The following is an 18,201-nucleotide window of genomic DNA, read 5'->3' as shown; positions in this document are numbered from 1 at the left end:
AGAATGTATTTTCCAAGCGAACGAAAATTCGCCTTATGTAAAAGAAACCTCTAACCGCGAATCGGCAGAGGCTTCTCGTTTTATCCTAAATAATCCAGTTTCTTACCGCTACGGTACACTTCATCAATTGTAGCACCGCCTAAGCACTCATCTCCATCATAGAAAACAACTGCTTGTCCTGGTGTAATTGCACGAATTGGCTCGTCACAAAGAATACGAACTGTATTTTCATCAACGATTTGAACCGTTACTTTATTGTCTTCTTGACGATAACGGAATTTCGCTGTGCACTTAAATTCTTTTTCTTTCGCTTCATTACTTACCCAGCCAACATTGGTAGCAATAACTTCGTCGCCATATAGAAGTTCGTTATGGAATCCTTGATCAACATATAAAATGTTTTCTTTCAAGTTTTTCCCAACAGCAAACCACGGATCACCGTTACCGCCAATACCAAGACCATGACGTTGTCCAATTGTATAGTACATTAAACCGTCATGCTTTCCTTTCACTTCACCAGATAATGTTTGCATCACACCTGGTTGTGCTGGTAAATAGTTACTTAAGAAATCTTTAAAGTTACGCTCACCAATGAAGCAAATACCAGTACTATCTTTCTTCGCCGCTGTCGCTAAACCAGCTTCTTTCGCCATTTCACGAATTTGTGGTTTCTTCAGTTCACCAAGCGGGAACATTGTTTTTGATAATTGCTCTTGGCTTAATTGATTTAAGAAATACGTTTGGTCTTTATTGTCATCAACGCCGCGAAGCATTTTATATTCGCCGTCCATATAAGCAACGCGTGCATAATGACCTGTCGCTACATAATCAGCACCAAGCGCAATGGCATGCTCTAAAAATGCTTTAAATTTAATTTCTTTGTTACACATTACATCTGGGTTTGGTGTACGACCAGCTCGGTATTCATCTAAGAAGTACGTAAATACTTTATCCCAGTATTGTTTTTCAAAGTTTACTGCATAATACGGAATACCAATTTGGTTACACACTTCAATTACATCATTGTAATCTTCTGTTGCTGTGCAGACACCATTCTCATCTGTATCATCCCAGTTTTTCATAAAAATTCCGATTACATCATAACCTTGCTCTTTTAATAAAAGAGCCGCCACAGATGAATCAACGCCACCGGACATCCCGATGACAACACGTGTTTCGTGAGGTAGTTTGTTCATCATGTCACCTCCCATGCTAATTTTGTGTTAATCGCTTCACGATTTTCACTGTTTCGTACGCCGCTTTCTCAATTTGCTCTTTCGTATTTCCAAGTCCGAAACTAAAGCGTACGGATGAACGTATTTGATCGGAGTCTTTTCCGAACATCGCCACTAATACATGTGATGGATCAATCGAACCAGCTGTACACGCCGAACCACTTGATACTGCAATGCCAGCTAAGTCTAAGTTCACAAGAAACGGTTCAATGTTCATTCCTGTAAAACTAATATTAAGCACATGTGGTAAGCGATATTCTAAGTTTCCGTTTACCTCGAAAGTAATGTCTTCATTTTGGAAGACAGATACCATTATATCTTTAAACTCTTCATATTGGGCATTTTTTTGCTCACGAGTTTTTTCAGCTAGCAAAATTGCATGTTGTAAACCAACAATACTTGGCACATTTTCAGTACCAGCACGGCGTTTTCTTTCCTGCTCTCCGCCTATTAATAACGGTTCAAATTTCACATTTGCACCAGCGTATAAGAACCCGACACCTTTTGGTCCGTTAATTTTATGAGCTGAGATCGATAATAAATCAATACCAAACTCTTTCACATTAATTTCTACTAGACCGTAAGCTTGTACCGCATCTGTATGGAAATAAGCTTGATGCTCTTTTAGCAGCTTACCTATTTCTGCAATTGGTTGCATCGTCCCAACTTCATTATTCCCAAACATAACAGATACAAGAATCGTCTCTTCTGTCAATGCCTTTTGTATGTCAGAAACTTGAACGCGTCCTGTTTCATCAACAGGTAAATATGTCACTTCAAACCCTTCACGTTCTAACAGTTCACACGTATGCAAAATTGCATGATGTTCAATTTGCGTCGTTATAATATGGTTACCTTTATGACGGTTCGCACGCGCTACACCGATAAGTGCTAAATTATCAGCTTCTGTACCACCGCTCGTAAATATAATTTCATTCGGATTCGCATGAATGCTACGTGCACATGCGCGTCTCGCCTCATCTACTGCATGGCGCGTTTGACGTCCATAAAAGTGAATACTAGACGGGTTTCCGAATGTTTCTGTCATATATGGAATCATCTTTTCGACCACTTCTGGGTGAGTCGGAGATGTCGCAGCATGATCTAAGTAAATGCGTTCCATTAAATCTCCTTCTTTCCAAATCGTTTCACAAGGAATTAAATGTAAAACATATAGCCCCCGTGATTTTCTTCCTCATAACGTACTAAATCTTCTAACGTTGTACTATCTAACACTTCTTGCACCGCATCACGAACACGCATCCATAATTGGCGTTGCGCTGGCTCTTCTTCTTCTATCATTTCTACAACACTAATCGGACCCTCTAATACACGGATTACATCCCCAGCTGTAATGTTAGCCGGCTGATCTGATAATACATATCCGCCATATGCCCCGCGTGTACTCTTTACTAGACGCGCGTTACGAAGTGGTGAAATTAATTGCTCTAAGTAATGCTCAGATAAGTCATGTGCCTGCGCAATTGATTTTAATGAAATCGGACCTTCACCAAACTTTTTTGCAAGATCGATCATAATTGTTAAGCCGTAGCGGCCTTTCGTTGAAATCTTCATCTATTTTGCACCTCTTTTCAAATTTTCACTTCTATTGGTTATATCTTATTTATAAAAGAACACAATTTAAAATCCTATGAAATTATAGCATAATATAGTATTATAAGAAATTTCAACTTGTGTATCAAAATGATAACATAAAATCACATTGAAAAACTCGGAAATTATTACAATTGAAAGAAAAATGAAAATATTCATATTCATTTTTCCCACAAAACAGCATCCTATTTCAAATTCCACTAAAAAAAATGATACGATAGAAAGAGATTATACATTAAGGGAGACGGTAAATATGAAACAACCACTCGCACATCGAATGCGCCCTACAAATATTCAAGAAATTATCGGACAACAACATTTAGTTGGCGAAGGAAAAATTTTATGGCGAATGGTCCAAGCGAATCATTTTCAATCTATGATTTTATATGGCCCTCCAGGCACTGGAAAAACATCCATCGCGAGCGCAATCGTAGGAAGTACCGGAACCCCTTTTCGCCTATTAAACGCTGTTACTCATAATAAAAAAGATATGGAAGTTGTCGTACAAGAGGCAAAAATGCATCGACACCTCGTTTTAATTTTAGATGAGGTACACCGTCTAGATAAAGCAAAACAGGATTTTCTATTACCTCATTTAGAAAGTGGACTCCTTACTTTAATTGGTGCGACGACAAGTAATCCGTTCCATGCTATTAATTCTGCTATTCGAAGCCGGTGTCAAATCTTCGAATTACATGCATTAACAGAAGATGATCTTTTAATTGGCTTAAAACGAGCACTTGAAGATAAAGAAAAAGGTCTTGGGGAATACGATGTAACTGTTACACCTGAGGCATTACATCACTTTGCAAATGCATCAGGCGGAGATATGCGTTCCGCTTATAATGCACTGGAATTAGCTGTTTTATCTAGCTTTACAACTAATGACAAAGCTGCGGAAATTACGCTAGAAATCGCCGAAGAATGCTTACAAAAAAAGAGCTTCGTTCATGACAAAGGCGGAGATGCTCATTATGACGTATTATCGGCATTTCAAAAATCGGTGCGCGGAAGTGATGTAAATGCAGCACTTCACTATTTAGCACGTCTTATTGAAGCTGGTGACCTACAAAGCATCGGTAGACGTCTTCTTATTATGGCATATGAAGATATTGGACTTGCTAGCCCGCAAGCTGGACCGCGTACGCTAGCAGCTATAGAATCAGCGGAACGAGTTGGATTCCCAGAAGCACGCATACCACTTGCAAATGCTGTTATCGAGCTTTGCTTATCACCCAAATCGAACTCAGCTTATAAAGCACTTGATGCTGCATTACACGATTTACGTAACGGTCAAACAGGAGACATTCCAAGTCATTTAAAAGATAGTCATTATAAAGGCGCAGAGGCACTTGGAAGAGGCATTGGATACTTATACCCACACGACCAACCAAATGGCTGGGTACAACAACAATACTTACCTGATAAAATAAAAAACAAACAATATTATAAACCGAAAACGACAGGGAAATTTGAACAAGCACTTTCTACTGTATATGAAAGATTACAAAGTTCGAATAAAACGAAAAATAAAGGGTAACATAAGCGAAAACGTCACCATTATGGAGGCTTCGCTTATGAAAACACGTCAAGATGCATGGACAAAAGAAGACGATCTCCTTTTAGCCGAAACTGTTTTACGGCATATTCGCAGCGGCAGTACACAAATAAAAGCATTCGATGAAGTCGGCGATGCTTTAAACCGGACTTCCGCAGCTTGCGGATTTAGATGGAATGCTGAAGTGAGACCGAACTACGAAGATGCGGTGCAACTTGCAAAAAAACAACGGAAAGAATTAAAGCGCTCTGAAGCTAAAATAGAAAAAGAGCATTTCACGAAAACGAAACAACTCGTAATCGATGCTGAGTTTTCAGAAGATATTGTACCAAGTAAACAAGAACTTACAATGCAAAATGTCATCTCGTTTTTGCAAAACTTAGAGCACAATAATCCTTCACTCGCAAAGTTACAAACTGAAAATGAAGTATTACAAACTCAGCTCACTTCCTTGCAAAAAACGAATGATGAGCTCGAAACTAAATTAGCTGTACTCACAAAAAAACAACAAGCAATCGAAGAAGATTATGCAATGCTCGTTAGAATTATGGATCGTGCTCGAAAACTCGTTTCAGTTGAAGAACAAGAAGAGCAGATCGCTCCCATTTTCAAGACAGATCAAAATGGAAATTTAGATATTATTTATTCTGCAGAGAATTAAAAAAGATGTCACCTAGCCCAATTTTCCGGCTAAGTGACATCCTTTTTTTGTCTCTTCGGTGGATAGCATATTGGTAAATGAAATTATATCGACGATTTTTCGAATATATCTATCGTAACTTACAATATATCAACGATTTTTTAATTATATCGACTATTCGACAAGGAATATCGATTTACCGACAAATATTTACAAAATAAGTAAACCTGCTATACAAAGAACTCCCCGAATCAACTGGATATTTTTTACTTAAATGTTACTATAAACATATACGATTGAAAGGAGCTGATTGCCATTTCATTAGTAGCCTTCAAAATAACACTCGGTATTCTCGTTCTAACGTTAGGTCTTTTTACCATTCACAGTTTAAAAAAGACCTCAGGTTATAAATCAGACAAATATGATTATTACTTACTGGCCTTGCTTACATTTGAACTAGTAGCAATGCAAATACCCCTATTTCTTTAGCACATATAAAAAAGCATATATCCGAAATGGATATATGCTTTCATTTTATTCTTGCCCTACACGTTTCACTTCTACATTTTTAATGCGTTCACGTACAACGTGACTTGCCATAATTAAGCCTGCCACAGATGGTACGAATGCATTTGATGAAGGTGGTAATTTCGCTTTACGAATTTTTGCATTTTCGTCTGGTACAATTTCTTTACGTACTTCTTCACGAATTACGATTGGGTTTTCATCAGAGAAGACAACTTTTACACCTTTTTTAATACCCTCTTTACGAAGCTTCGTACGAATGACTTTCGCAATTGGATCTGTATGTGTTTTAGAGATGTCTGCAATACGGAAACGAGTCGGATCCATTTTATTTGCTGCACCCATACTTGAGATAATTTTAATTTTACGACGTAAACATTGTTTAATTAAATGAATTTTGAACGTAATCGTATCAGATGCATCCACTACAAAGTCTAAACCGTACTTAAAGAACTCTTCATATGTTTCATCTGTGTAAAACATTTCTAGTCCAATTACTTCACACTCTGGGTTAATGTCTGCAATACGCTCTTTCATTAATTCTACTTTTGAACGTCCTACAGTAGATACTAAAGCGTGAATTTGACGGTTTACGTTTGTAATATCTACAACATCTTTATCTACTAATACGAGACGCCCAACTCCAGAACGTGCTAACGCTTCAGCTGCAAAAGAACCTACGCCGCCAATTCCTAAAATACCGACTGTACTATTTTTTAATATTTCAAGTCCTTCTTTACCGAAGGCTAATTCATTACGTGAAAATTGATGTAACATTCAGCTCTACACTCCTATTACAAAAATGGTCTACCATGTATTCTAGCGTTTTTCCGACTATTTGTATAGAAAAAGTTATAGAATTCCTAAAAATACATATTTCGAGAATGAAAACATAGACCAGAATTTTATTTCTTCCTAAATACACGTTTAACAAAGAGGGTTTAAAGAACCGAACAGATCGAGGCGCTGAAGCCAGGAGGAGCGCAGTGTAGCGTTACTACTCGAGCACCGGACTAGCATACGTAACGATGAGATGCGACAGCCATCTGGACCGGACTTTTTAAACAACCTCTCAAAAAAAGTCTAGATGGTATTAGTATAACCATCTAGACTTTATTCTTACTTCTCTTCTTTTAAGCTTAATTTTAAGTTTAATTCTTCAAGCTGTGCTTCTGCAACTGGGCTTGGAGCTTCTGTTAATAAGCAGCTTGCGCTTGCTGTTTTCGGGAATGCAATTGTATCACGAAGGTTCGTACGGCCTGCAAGTAACATAACAAGACGGTCTAAACCTAATGCAATACCACCGTGTGGTGGAGTACCGTATTCGAATGCTTCTAATAAGAATCCGAATTGCTCTTGTGCTTCTTCTTGTGAGAATCCAAGTGCTTTGAACATTTTTTCTTGCACGTCACGCTCGTAAATACGAAGTGATCCACCACCAAGCTCATAACCGTTTAATACAAGGTCATATGCTTGCGCACGTGCTTTTTCTGGTGCTGTTTCTAATAGCTCAACATCTTCACGGAATGGCATTGTGAATGGGTGGTGAGCTGCGAAGTAACGATCTGCATCTTCATCGTACTCAAGAAGCGGCCAATCCGTTACCCATAGGAAGTTAAATTTACTTTCGTCAATTAACTCAAGCTCTTTACCTAGACGTAAACGAAGTGCACCTAAGCTATCTGCAACAACGCTCTTCTTATCTGCTACGAATAGTAATAAGTCACCAGCAGTAGCTTCTAATGTAGTCATTAACACGTTTGCATCTTCTTCACCGAAGAATTTCGCGATCGGTCCTTTTAAGCCGTCTTCTTCCACTTTAAGCCAAGCTAAACCTTTTGCACCGTATACTTTTACGAATTCAGTTAATGCATCGATGTCTTTACGAGAGTATTTGCTCGCAGCACCTTTTGCATTAATTGCTTTTACTTGTCCGCCGCTTTCTACAGCACTTGTAAATACTTTAAATCCACAACCTGCTGCAAACTCAGATAAGTCTGTTAGTTCCATTTCAAAGCGTGTATCTGGCTTATCAGAACCGTAACGAGCCATTGCATCAGCGTAAGTCATACGAGGGAATGGTGCACTAATCTCTACACCTTTTGCATCCTTCATAACTTTCGTCATCATGCGCTCCATCATATCTAAAATTTCTTCTTGTGTTAAGAATGAAGCTTCAATATCGATTTGCGTAAATTCTGGCTGACGGTCCGCACGTAAATCTTCGTCACGGAAACAGCGTGCTACTTGATAGTAACGCTCAAATCCGCCGACCATAAGAAGCTGTTTAAATAGCTGTGGAGATTGTGGTAATGCATAAAACTCACCATCATGTACACGACTTGGTACTAAATAATCACGAGCTCCTTCTGGCGTGCTCTTCGTTAAAATTGGTGTTTCCACTTCTAGGAACTCTTCTGTGTCTAAGAAGTTACGAATTGTTTTTGTTACGTCATGACGCATTTTAAATGTGTTGAACATTACAGGACGACGTAAGTCTAAGTAACGATATTTTAAACGCACATCTTCTGATGCATCTGTATCATCAGCGATAATGATTGGCGTTGTTTTCGCTGCGTTTAATACGCTTACCTTTGTTGCTTGTACTTCAATACGACCCGTTGCCATATTGTCATTAATTGCGCCTTCACCACGCTCAACAACTGTACCTTCTACGTGTAATACGTATTCGCTACGAATTGTTTCTGCTACTTCTAGCGCTTCTTTTGATGTTTCTGGGTTAAATACAACTTGTACGATACCTGTACGGTCACGTAAGTCGATAAAGATTAATCCACCTAAATCACGGCGTTTTTGTACCCAACCTTTTAATTGAACTGTTTGTCCAACTGCTTCTACTGTTACTTTTCCACATGCATGTGTTCTTTCAGCCACTGTAAGTTCCCCCTATATTAATTTCTCTGCTACGTATGAAGCAAATACATCTAATGCTACTTCTTCTTGTTCGCCTGTTGCCATATCTTTTAAGTTGATGATACCTTTATCTAACTCATCTTCCCCTAATACAGCTACAAATTTCGCTTTTAGACGATCTGCTGATTTAAATTGTGCCTTCATTTTGCGATCTAAATAATCTTTTTCAACTGATAATCCAGCTTTACGAAGATCAAACGCAACTTTTGCAGCATGGTCTTTTGCTTTTTCACCAAGCGCTACAACGTAACAATCAATGCTATGTTCGATTGGCAATTCAATGTTTTCAGCTTTTAGTGCCATAATTAAACGTTCAATACTCATCGCAAAACCGATACCTGGCATTTCTGGTCCACCGATTTCTTGTACAAGTCCGTTGTAACGTCCACCACCGCTTAATGTAGTAATAGCACCGAAACCTTCTGCCTCACTCATAATTTCAAATACAGTGTGTTGGTAGTAGTCTAAACCACGTACTAAGTTCGGATCTTTTTCAAATGGAACATCCATCATCGTTAATAGTTCTTGAACTTTTTCGTAGTATACTGCTGAATCTTCGTTTAAGTATTCTGTAATAGATGGTGCTGTTCCCATTAATTCATGGTTACGGTCCTTCTTACAATCTAAAATACGAAGAGGGTTCTTTTCTAAACGAGATTGACAGTCAGAACAGAATTCGCCGATACGTGGCTCAAAGTGTGCGATTAATGCATCACGGTGTGCTTGACGGCTTGCTGCATCACCTAAGCTGTTTAATACAACTTTAATATTTTTTAAGCCCATGCCGCGGTAAAACTCTACAGCAAGTGCAATTACTTCTGCATCAATTGCAGGATCGTTACTACCGATTGCTTCAATACCGAATTGTACGAATTGACGATAGCGACCTGCTTGCGGTCTTTCGTAACGGAACATTTGACCGATATAATATAATTTCGTTGGTTGCGTTGCGTCACCGAACATTTTATTTTCAACGTAAGAACGTACAACAGGTGCAGTACCTTCTGGACGTAATGTTAAACTACGCTCTCCACGATCTTGGAATGAGTACATTTCTTTTTGTACGATATCTGTCGTATCACCAACACCACGTAAAAATAGCTCAGTGTGTTCAAAAATTGGTGTACGAATTTCTTTATAATTGTAACGACGGCAAATTTCGCGCGCTTGCCCTTCGATATACTGCCATAACTCAACAGTGCCTGGAAGAATATCTTGCGTTCCGCGTGGGATTTGAATAGACATATTCAGTTCCTCCTCAAATTGTTTTAATCTTAATAAAAATAAAAAAACTCCCGCCTCTACTGTTTGAACAGTAGGGACGAGAGTATTATACCCGTGGTGCCACCCTAATTGAAGCACGTATGCTTCCACTTTTTTAATAACGCTTAAATGTGCGTTCATCCCTACTAAGCGTATACGCCGTTCAAGTTGAAACCTCTAGAGTGTCATTCAATTAGTCATCATGTAGAAATGTTTTCAGCCTAAGACATTTCTTCTCTTTCCATGTGTGTCTCATTTACTCTTCTCTATCAACGGTTATATTCATATGTAAATATAAAATTACTATACGTTTGTTCAGTAGGATTGTCAAGTGCTCTAAGAGCGTTCAATCTGCTTCTTTAGACGCTTTACATCTTGAAGAGAAATGCCAAACTCAGAAGCAAGCTCCATTGAAGTATTGTTTTGCTCTTTTGAAATAAAATCATGAAAATTTACGTTAAACAGTTGATTTGCACCATTTGTAACAGAATGCCCTTTTTCATTCATACGCATACGTATATCCCTCACATTCAATATGGATGTTTTACTTTTTATTGTTCCATATTGATTAGAGAGTTATACATAAATGAAAAAGCTATTGACTCAAAATAAACATTAGTATTGGATTTATAACAATGAGCTAGTCCACTTGCTAGCATATGATGCTTCAAATAATATAACGATACAATACCTACCCCAATTACGAGAATTTCTAACATTACATGTAATACAACTTGCGCGGCCATTTCTTCTATAGGAAGTAAAGCATACCTTAAATTACTTCTACACTCTGATTCAATATACGAACCAACGCCTCTGGATTAGTTTCCATTACCCAATGCCCACCAACTTTAACAGGAAAAACTTCCCACTTTCTGTCCCTTGCTTTTTTTGCTGATTCTAAAAAGATAGGCGTCATTGGCCAATGTTCTGGATTATCCTTTACTTCTACGTATATATGCGGTATAAGTTGTGCTTTAGAGTTTTTTATTTCAACCGATTGTGTAAAAGCCAGCAATGGCATCGCTGATTTTCTTTCATCTATTGTATTTCTAGGAAGAACACGCCATCCTTCCCCGTATACTTTTACTTCTTCTATAAAATGCGCGGCCATTTCCGGTCCAGAAATATCCATAACAGAATCACCATCTTCCGGAAGCATTGCATCCACGTATACTAGCTCCTTAATGAACTCGGGAATCACTTCTGCCACCCCTGTAATTACCATACCAGAATAACTATGTCCTACCAAAATTACATCTTTTAGACCCTGATATTTAATAGTATTAACAATGTCTTGAATAAATGTCTTCAACCCTATATTAGGTTGCATAAGATGTGTTCGTTCCCCAAGTCCAGTTAATGTAGGAGTATATACACTATGACCCTCTTCCCTTAAAAGTTCAGCTAGTTTTTTCCAAACATAACCGCCATCCCATGCTCCATGAACGAGTACAAATGTTTCCATAAGTTTTACCTCCCATAATCCCCGATTATATCGTTTATTTTCTTAACTATCATAACAATAATTAACAAAATATACCATCAAAAACCATAAAAGAAGAGAGGGGCTCATCCCCTCTCTTCTTGCAACACTATTTACTTTCCACAATAAGGGTCACCGGACCATCATTGATTAAAGAAACATCCATCATTGCTCCGAACTTCCCTGTTTCTACATGCAATCCTTGCTTACGTACTTCTTCATTAAAGAAATCATATAAACGCTCTGCATAGTCAGGTTTGGCAGCATCCATAAAGTTTGGACGTCTTCCCTTGCGGCAATCTCCGTATAATGTGAATTGCGAGATGGATAGAACTTGTCCTTCTACATCGAGTACAGAATGGTTCATCTTTCCGCTCTCATCTTCAAAAATACGTAAGTTCGCAATTTTTTCTGCAATGTAAGTTGCATCTTTTTCTGTATCTTCATGCGTAATGCCAACTAGTAATGTTAAACCGAACGGAATTTGTCCTACGATCTCACCGTCTACTGTGACAGACGCTTCTTTTGATCGTTGTAAAACAACTCTCATCTTTTCTACACTCCCTATTAATGCATCATGCGTCGTACTGCATAAATTTCTGGAACACGTTTAATGCGTTCTACTACTTTTTTCAAGTGCTGTAAGTTACGAATAGAGATTGACATATTAATTGTCGCCATCTTATTACGGTCACTTCTACCAGAAACTGCTGAAATGTACGTTTTCGTCTCTGTAACAGCTTGTAATACTTCGTTTAATAAACCACGGCGATCGTAACCTGAAATTTCAATATCAACGTTATACTCAATTTCTTTTTCAGGACTACCTTCCCACTCTACTTCTAATAAACGCTCTACTGCTTCTTCTGTATGAACATTTACACAATCACGGCGGTGAATTGATACGCCTCGGCCTTTCGTAATATATCCAACGATATCATCACCAGGTACTGGGTTACAGCATTTTGATAAACGAATTAATAAATTATCCGCACCGCTCACTTTAACGCCAGAATCCCATTTTCGAATTTTCATCGGTTTACGAACTTCTTTAACTTCAACAATCTCTTCTTCTTCACGTTGCTTACGGAACTTGTCCGTTAGTCGCGTAACAATTTGTGATGCAGTGATGCCATTATATCCAACTGCCGCAAACATATCTTCTTCATTTGCAAAGTTGAATTTTTCAGCAACACGTTTTAAATTGTCAGGAGCTAACACTTCTTTCATCTCATACTCTAGGCTACGCACTTCTTTCTCAACAAGTTCACGGCCTTTTTCAATATTTTCATCTCTACGTTGCTTCTTAAAGAATTGACGTATTTTGTTTTTGGCATGAGATGTTTGAGCTAGTTTCACCCAATCTTGACTTGGTCCATACGAATGTTTCGATGTTAAAATTTCAATGATGTCACCTGTTTTTAATTTATAGTCAAGTGTCACCATTTTCCCGTTTACTTTTGCACCAATTGTTTTATTCCCAATTTCTGAATGCACACGATATGCAAAGTCAATTGGAACAGATCCAAGTGGCAATTCCATTACATCGCCTTTCGGTGTAAAGACGAATACCATGTCAGAGAATAAATCAATTTTTAACGACTCCATAAACTCTTCTGCATTAGAAGCTTCATTTTGCCATTCTAATATTTGACGGAACCATGTAAGTTTCTTCTCTAATGTGCCTGTTGTTTCTGCTGTTTTTCCTTCTTTATACGCCCAGTGTGCCGCGATCCCGAATTCTGCAATCTCATGCATTTCTTTCGTACGAATTTGCACTTCAAGCGGATCACCTTTCGGTCCAATTACAGTCGTATGAAGAGATTGATATAGATTTGCTTTCGGCATTGCAATATAATCTTTAAAACGACCTGGCATCGGCTTCCAGCACGTATGAATAATTCCAAGTACTGCATAACAATCTTTAATACTATTTACAACGACACGTACAGCTAATAAATCGTAAATTTCATTGAACTGTTTATTTTGCAGTGCCATTTTACGATAAATGCTGTAAATATGTTTTGGTCTTCCAGAAATTTCAGGTTGAATTGCAACTTCGTCTAATTTCTCACGAATACCAGTCATTACTTCATCTAAATACTCTTCACGTTCTGCACGTTTACGCTTCATTAAATTTACAATACGATAATATTGCTGTGGATTTAAGTAGCGAAGTGAAGTATCCTCTAGCTCCCATTTAATAGTACTAATTCCGAGTCTATGTGCTAAAGGTGCAAAGATTTCTAACGTTTCATTCGCAATGCGACGCTGCTTCTCTTGAGGCAAATGTTTCAATGTACGCATGTTATGAAGACGATCAGCTAGTTTAATTAAAATAACTCGAATATCTTGAGCCATTGCAATAAACATTTTGCGATGGTTTTCTGCTTGTTGTTGCTCATGAGATTTATATTTAATCTTTCCAAGCTTTGTCACACCATCAACAAGCATAGCAATTTCTTTATTAAATTCCCGTTCAATATCTTCTAATGTAATCTCTGTATCTTCTACTACATCATGTAAAAAACCTGCTGATACTGTAGCTGGATCCATGTGTAAATCAACTAAAATACCTGCAACTTGAATTGGATGAATAATGTATGGTTCACCCGATTTTCTGTATTGTTCGCTATGCGCATCGCGTGCATATTCATAGGCACGTGCTACTAGCTCAATATCTTCATCCACTAAATATTGACTTGCTTTCTCGAGTACCTGTTCAGCTGTTAGTACCTGCTCATTTGCCATCGAATCACCTTTTATTGAAAATTGACTTTATCTTTATTAAATAGAATAAATTATATTCTATCATTATAACCCAATGATTGTGAATTGTGAAAAGGAAAAGATTTTACTGACATTTCACCATAATTTTTTGTTCAATTATACAAAAGTACCCGCTCCTCTCCAAGAGATTCACGGGTACTTCTTATCACCGTAGTTTTACCTATATAGCGATTAGTATTTTTCTAATACTAATACATCGTAACCATCTAACATTTTACGACCATCTAAGTAAGTAAGTTCTACTAAGAATGCAATTCCTGCTACAACTCCGCCTAGCTCTTCAACTAGCTTAATTGTCGCTTCGATTGTTCCACCTGTAGCTAATAGATCATCTGTAATTAATACGCGTTGGCCTGGCTTAATTGCATCTTTATGGATTGTTAAAACATCTTTACCATATTCTTTACCGTAGTCAACTGTAATTACTTCACGTGGTAATTTTCCTAATTTACGAACTGGCGCAAATCCTACTTCTAATGCGTAAGAAACTGGGCAACCAATAATAAAGCCACGAGCTTCTGGACCTACTACAAGGTCGATGTCTCTCTCTTTTGCATACTCAACGATCGCATCTGTTGCTGCTTTGTATGCTTTACCGTCGTTCATTAACGGTGTAATGTCTTTAAACACAATACCTTCTTTTGGATAGTCCGGTACAATTGCGATATGTTGCTTGAAATCCATATTTCTGAATCCTCCTCAGATCTAAAAGGTTTGTAAATACAAATCCTTTACCCTAACTGTTCTACTTCTTTATGATTACGAATCGTTTCAAACCATGTATATAGTTGCTGATATGTGCTATAAACCAATTCTTTTTCTAATTGTAAGTGGTTCATTTTCTCACGATATGTGTTCGATTCAATTAAATCACGCTTTTGTTTTTTGTCTGCCATAAAAATGACGCCATCTTTTATTGTAACAAATTCTAACTCAAAAAACACCTGTGTCATGAAATTTACTGTATCTTTTGACCAACCTTTATGTTGACATAGTTGTTCTCCATATTGTCTTAAAGAAAATGGTGATTTTTGGCTCAAGAATGAATAGTACCATTTAAAGTGATCCCTCGTTGGAACAGTGCTAAATAAATGATTATTCTCTTGATAAAATAGCGTATAGATTCGCGATGGGAACCCAACTTTAAATAGATCTCGTAATTCATCTGTTCCTTTTGGTAAATCAAGTAACACGATGTATTGCTCATCTAACTCGGTTACTTCTGATGCATGCATCATATGCTCTTTATAGTCTTCTAAAGAAAATTTATTCAATACCTCTTTAGAAAAATACAACATCGTGATTTTTTCTTTCGGAAGTTCTGCTAAATTTGCTTCTACGTTACGCATACTACGCCAATCAAATAATTGCCATGCCTCTACAGCAATATCTTGCACCATTAATTGCGGCTTCTTAAAATTATTCCATTCATTGATAGACGCTTCTCCTATTACAGATACTTTTGCAACTGGAGAAATTTCTTTCGCATACGCTCCAAATCCAAACCCGATTGTATCCAGTGTTGCCTGTCCATCACGAAGAGACATCTTTAAATGAGAACCATCTGATCCGATTGCACGAATACTTTCTAACTCCGCATCTTTCACTGCAATACGTGGCTTTGGATTTCCAACACCAAATGGCGCTAACTTTTGCATATCTTCAATTGCTGCAAGTGTTACGTCCTCCACTTTGCAAAAAGCATCGACAGCTGTAATTGGAATAAAATCTTCTTCCGTTAAAATTGTATCTGCCTGTTCATTTAAACGGCGGCGTAATTCATCTACATCATTCATATGTAGCGTCATTCCCGCTGCCATCGGATGTCCTCCGAAGTGTGGCAATAACTCTCTACAATCTGACAAGTTTGCAAACAAATCAAATCCTGCAATACTACGCGCTGAACCTTTTGCAGTTTCTTTTACAGGATCAATGCATAATACAATCGTTGGACGATAAAAACGTTCAACTAATTTAGAAGCGACAATTCCAATTACACCTGGATTCCATCCTTCTTTTGCAAGCACTAATACTTTATTGTCTTCAGGCGGGAAATTATTTTCCACCTCAGCGATAGCTTCTTCTGTAATTTGCTTTACAATATCTTTTCGCAGTTTGTTCAGTTCATCAATTTCTTCAGCCAGCTCTTTCGCTTCTTCCGGATCCTCTGATAATAAAAGATGTACAGCCGGCGTAGCATCTTCTAAACGTCCAACTGCATTAATACGAGGTGCGATTGAGAAGCCAATACTCTCTTCTGTAATTTCACTTTGCGAAACATTAGCTACTTTAAATAGCGCCTTTAGTCCAATATTTTTCGTCATGCGCATATGTTTTAAACCGCGCTTCACTAGCAATCTATTTTCACCGTGAAGTGATACTAAATCGGCTACTGTACCAATTACTGCAATTTCTAATAAATGTTCTGGTACACGGCCAAGTAGTGCATGCGCAACTTTAAACGCAACACCAACGCCCGCTAAATAGTGAAACGGATACACACCGCCATCTAATTTCGGATGAATAATCGCAAGTGCTTCTGGCAATTCTGGTGGCGGCTCATGGTGATCTGTAATAATAAGATCTATCCCAAGTTCCTTCGCTACTTTCGCTTCATGTACAGCTGCGATACCAGTATCAACAGTAATAATAAGTGAGAATCCCGCGCTATGCGCCCAACGGAATGCTTCTTCGTTTGGTCCATAACCTTCTGTAAAACGGTTTGGGATATAAAATTCTACGTCTGCACCTAATTCTTGTAAGGCAACATATAATACAGTCGTACTACTTACTCCGTCCGCATCGTAGTCACCAAATATTAATATTTGCTCTCCATTTTGAATCGCCTTATTTACACGTTCTACCGTTCTATCCATTCCTTCTAATAAAAATGGATCATGAAATTCTTGATTTTCTGTATTTAAAAAATCTAAAATCTTATCTTCTGTATCTAGTCCTCTACCGAGGAATAACGAAACGACAAGTGGTGATAATTGTAATTTACTTGCTAATTCACTCACTCGCTCGCCATTATATTCTTTTTCTTTCCAACGCGTCTTCGGTTGTAACACGAAATCACCCCTTAACCTGTTCATTATACAAGACAGATTAAGGGGTGACAATATAATGCAAACTACGATGCAATATCTATATACTAAAATGTTAATAATGTTTAATTTGGAGAATACGGATTTATATGTACAAACACATTTTGTACGTTATCTTGTTTCATAAGCGTTTCTTTCACATGCTTTCCAATGCGATGTCCTTCTTCTACAGTAATATATGGATCTACAGAAACTTTAATATCAACAATAACGTAATGACCATGTTCCCTTGCGTATAACGAGCCGATTTTTTTCACACCATCTATTTGAAGTACGGCTTCTCTAAGCGGAATAACATCTTCCTCATGAAGAACATGATCAAGCGTTGCATGAATCGCTTCTGCCCCAATACTCCATGCCATTTTTGCAACAAGAAGTGAAACAAATAATCCTGCAATTGGATCAGCATATACAAGCCAATCTAATCCGAACTTACCACCGATAATCGCTGCACAAATACCGATTAAGGCTGCAATTGAAGAAAATACATCTGAACGGTGCTCATATGCATTTGCAATAATTGCATCACTATTTACCCTTTTCCCTAATCGGAATTTATATTGAAACATCCCTTCTTTTACAACAATCGAAAGAACGACAGCAAAAATCGTAATCCCTTTCGGTGGTTCTAGTTCTTGCGAAAAAGCTTTTATAGACGAAATCGCTATCTCAATTCCCACAATAAATAATAATACTGCAACAATAATCGCTGAAATCGATTCCGCTTTACCATGACCATACGGATGATCTTCATCGGGCGGTTGCTTCGCCGCTCGCAATCCAAACAGTACAGCTAGCGAACCAATTACATCCGATGCAGAATGCACGGCATCCGCTAATAGCGCTTTACTGTTCCCAATATAACCAATTACCGCCTTTATAATCGCTAATATAATATTACCAACGATCCCGACAATAGCACCAAACTCGGCCTGTTTAAAACGTTCATCTTTTTCCATAATTAAAATCCCTTCTTTTCTTAACCTATCTTTTTATTGTAACAAAAACAGCGATAACATCACCACTTTCTTCCATTTTATCATTTCAAA

15 protein-coding genes and 1 other annotated feature are annotated in these 18,201 nt (G+C 37.8%); of the genes, 2 read left to right on the top strand and 13 right to left on the bottom strand.

All coding sequences use genetic code 11. The features are described 5' to 3' along the window. Positions 1-80: 80 nt before the first annotated feature. From mnmA to cymR, 3 genes are read right to left on the bottom strand one after another with little or no spacing between them, the layout of a single operon-like run. Entirely contained in the window at positions 81-1,196 is a 1,116-nt protein-coding gene (gene mnmA, locus MR147_RS20800) for a tRNA 2-thiouridine(34) synthase MnmA (protein ID WP_001038006.1), read from the bottom strand. 16 nt (positions 1,197-1,212) lie between these two features. Next, entirely contained in the window at positions 1,213-2,358 is a 1,146-nt protein-coding gene (locus tag MR147_RS20795; protein WP_000439909.1) for a cysteine desulfurase family protein, read from the bottom strand. Positions 2,359-2,393: 35 nt separating this feature from the next. Next, positions 2,394-2,810, bottom strand: coding sequence for a cysteine metabolism transcriptional regulator CymR (cymR, locus tag MR147_RS20790; protein ID WP_000704116.1), 417 nt, complete (start codon positions 2,808-2,810; stop codon positions 2,394-2,396). Positions 2,811-3,102: 292 nt separating this feature from the next. On the opposite strand from cymR, the gene MR147_RS20785 reads away from it, so the two are divergent. Continuing rightward, the gene (locus MR147_RS20785; RefSeq protein ID WP_242304684.1) at positions 3,103-4,389 is read left to right on the top strand and encodes a replication-associated recombination protein A; all 1,287 of its coding nucleotides are present in this window, start codon (positions 3,103-3,105) and stop codon (positions 4,387-4,389) included. 37 nt (positions 4,390-4,426) lie between these two features. After that, positions 4,427-5,068: an RsfA family transcriptional regulator gene (locus MR147_RS20780; protein ID WP_242304682.1), complete on the top strand. Its 642-nt coding sequence runs from the start codon at positions 4,427-4,429 to the stop codon at positions 5,066-5,068. A 513-nt stretch (positions 5,069-5,581) separates the two neighbouring features. On the opposite strand, the gene MR147_RS20775 is transcribed toward MR147_RS20780, so the two are convergent. The 10 genes from MR147_RS20775 to MR147_RS20730 all read right to left on the bottom strand — a co-directional run bounded on the left by MR147_RS20775 (position 5,582) and on the right by MR147_RS20730 (position 18,111). Beyond that, positions 5,582-6,349, bottom strand: coding sequence for a tRNA threonylcarbamoyladenosine dehydratase (locus tag MR147_RS20775; protein WP_000903179.1), 768 nt, complete (start codon positions 6,347-6,349; stop codon positions 5,582-5,584). 342 nt (positions 6,350-6,691) lie between these two features. Then, positions 6,692-8,467, bottom strand: a complete 1,776-nt coding sequence (aspS, locus tag MR147_RS20770; protein WP_074607704.1) for an aspartate--tRNA ligase — start codon at positions 8,465-8,467, stop codon at positions 6,692-6,694. Positions 8,468-8,479: 12 nt separating this feature from the next. Continuing rightward, entirely contained in the window at positions 8,480-9,751 is a 1,272-nt protein-coding gene (gene hisS / locus MR147_RS20765; protein ID WP_000027087.1) for a histidine--tRNA ligase, read from the bottom strand. A 69-nt stretch (positions 9,752-9,820) separates the two neighbouring features. Continuing rightward, positions 9,821-10,051, bottom strand: a binding site (T-box leader). Positions 10,052-10,105: 54 nt separating this feature from the next. Beyond that, on the bottom strand, positions 10,106-10,282 hold the full coding sequence (locus tag MR147_RS20760; RefSeq protein ID WP_001242605.1) for a hypothetical protein: 177 nt from the start codon (positions 10,280-10,282) through the stop codon (positions 10,106-10,108). A gap of 259 nt (positions 10,283-10,541) precedes the next feature. Next, positions 10,542-11,237 (bottom strand): alpha/beta fold hydrolase, encoded by a 696-nt coding sequence (locus tag MR147_RS20755; RefSeq protein ID WP_074607702.1) that lies wholly within the window; start codon positions 11,235-11,237, stop codon positions 10,542-10,544. Positions 11,238-11,364: 127 nt separating this feature from the next. Beyond that, positions 11,365-11,805 (bottom strand): D-tyrosyl-tRNA(Tyr) deacylase, encoded by a 441-nt coding sequence (locus tag MR147_RS20750; RefSeq protein WP_001266956.1) that lies wholly within the window; start codon positions 11,803-11,805, stop codon positions 11,365-11,367. A 17-nt stretch (positions 11,806-11,822) separates the two neighbouring features. Beyond that, complete coding sequence (relA, locus tag MR147_RS20745; RefSeq protein WP_001262810.1) at positions 11,823-14,006, bottom strand: GTP diphosphokinase; 2,184 nt, start codon at positions 14,004-14,006, stop codon at positions 11,823-11,825. A gap of 210 nt (positions 14,007-14,216) precedes the next feature. Further along, positions 14,217-14,729: an adenine phosphoribosyltransferase gene (locus tag MR147_RS20740; RefSeq protein WP_000346214.1), complete on the bottom strand. Its 513-nt coding sequence runs from the start codon at positions 14,727-14,729 to the stop codon at positions 14,217-14,219. Between the two features lie 47 nt (positions 14,730-14,776). Further along, complete coding sequence (gene recJ, locus MR147_RS20735) at positions 14,777-17,116, bottom strand: single-stranded-DNA-specific exonuclease RecJ (protein WP_242304681.1); 2,340 nt, start codon at positions 17,114-17,116, stop codon at positions 14,777-14,779. A 101-nt stretch (positions 17,117-17,217) separates the two neighbouring features. Continuing rightward, complete coding sequence (locus tag MR147_RS20730; RefSeq protein WP_000409725.1) at positions 17,218-18,111, bottom strand: cation diffusion facilitator family transporter; 894 nt, start codon at positions 18,109-18,111, stop codon at positions 17,218-17,220. Positions 18,112-18,201 lie beyond the last annotated feature (90 nt).

The organism is Bacillus cereus group sp. BfR-BA-01350, from assembly GCF_022663775.1.
GTDB classification, from domain to species: Bacteria; Bacillota; Bacilli; order Bacillales; family Bacillaceae_G; genus Bacillus_A; species Bacillus_A paranthracis.
This window is presented reverse-complemented; position numbering and strand designations above follow the sequence as displayed.

Excerpts from the sequence above, each read along its gene's own strand:
- mnmA (WP_001038006.1), bottom strand. The coding sequence starts at position 1,196 with ATGAACAAACTACCTCACGAAACACGTGTTGTCATCGGGATGTCCGGT.
- MR147_RS20795 (WP_000439909.1), bottom strand. The coding sequence starts at position 2,358 with ATGGAACGCATTTACTTAGATCATGCTGCGACATCTCCGACTCACCCA.
- cymR (WP_000704116.1), bottom strand. The coding sequence starts at position 2,810 with ATGAAGATTTCAACGAAAGGCCGCTACGGCTTAACAATTATGATCGAT.
- MR147_RS20785 (WP_242304684.1), top strand. The coding sequence starts at position 3,103 with ATGAAACAACCACTCGCACATCGAATGCGCCCTACAAATATTCAAGAA.
- MR147_RS20780 (WP_242304682.1), top strand. The coding sequence starts at position 4,427 with ATGAAAACACGTCAAGATGCATGGACAAAAGAAGACGATCTCCTTTTA.
- MR147_RS20775 (WP_000903179.1), bottom strand. The coding sequence starts at position 6,349 with ATGTTACATCAATTTTCACGTAATGAATTAGCCTTCGGTAAAGAAGGA.
- hisS (WP_000027087.1), bottom strand. The coding sequence starts at position 9,751 with ATGTCTATTCAAATCCCACGCGGAACGCAAGATATTCTTCCAGGCACT.
- MR147_RS20760 (WP_001242605.1), bottom strand. The coding sequence starts at position 10,282 with ATGCGTATGAATGAAAAAGGGCATTCTGTTACAAATGGTGCAAATCAA.
- MR147_RS20755 (WP_074607702.1), bottom strand. The coding sequence starts at position 11,237 with ATGGAAACATTTGTACTCGTTCATGGAGCATGGGATGGCGGTTATGTT.
- MR147_RS20750 (WP_001266956.1), bottom strand. The coding sequence starts at position 11,805 with ATGAGAGTTGTTTTACAACGATCAAAAGAAGCGTCTGTCACAGTAGAC.
- relA (WP_001262810.1), bottom strand. The coding sequence starts at position 14,006 with ATGGCAAATGAGCAGGTACTAACAGCTGAACAGGTACTCGAGAAAGCA.
- MR147_RS20740 (WP_000346214.1), bottom strand. The coding sequence starts at position 14,729 with ATGGATTTCAAGCAACATATCGCAATTGTACCGGACTATCCAAAAGAA.
- MR147_RS20730 (WP_000409725.1), bottom strand. The coding sequence starts at position 18,111 with ATGGAAAAAGATGAACGTTTTAAACAGGCCGAGTTTGGTGCTATTGTC.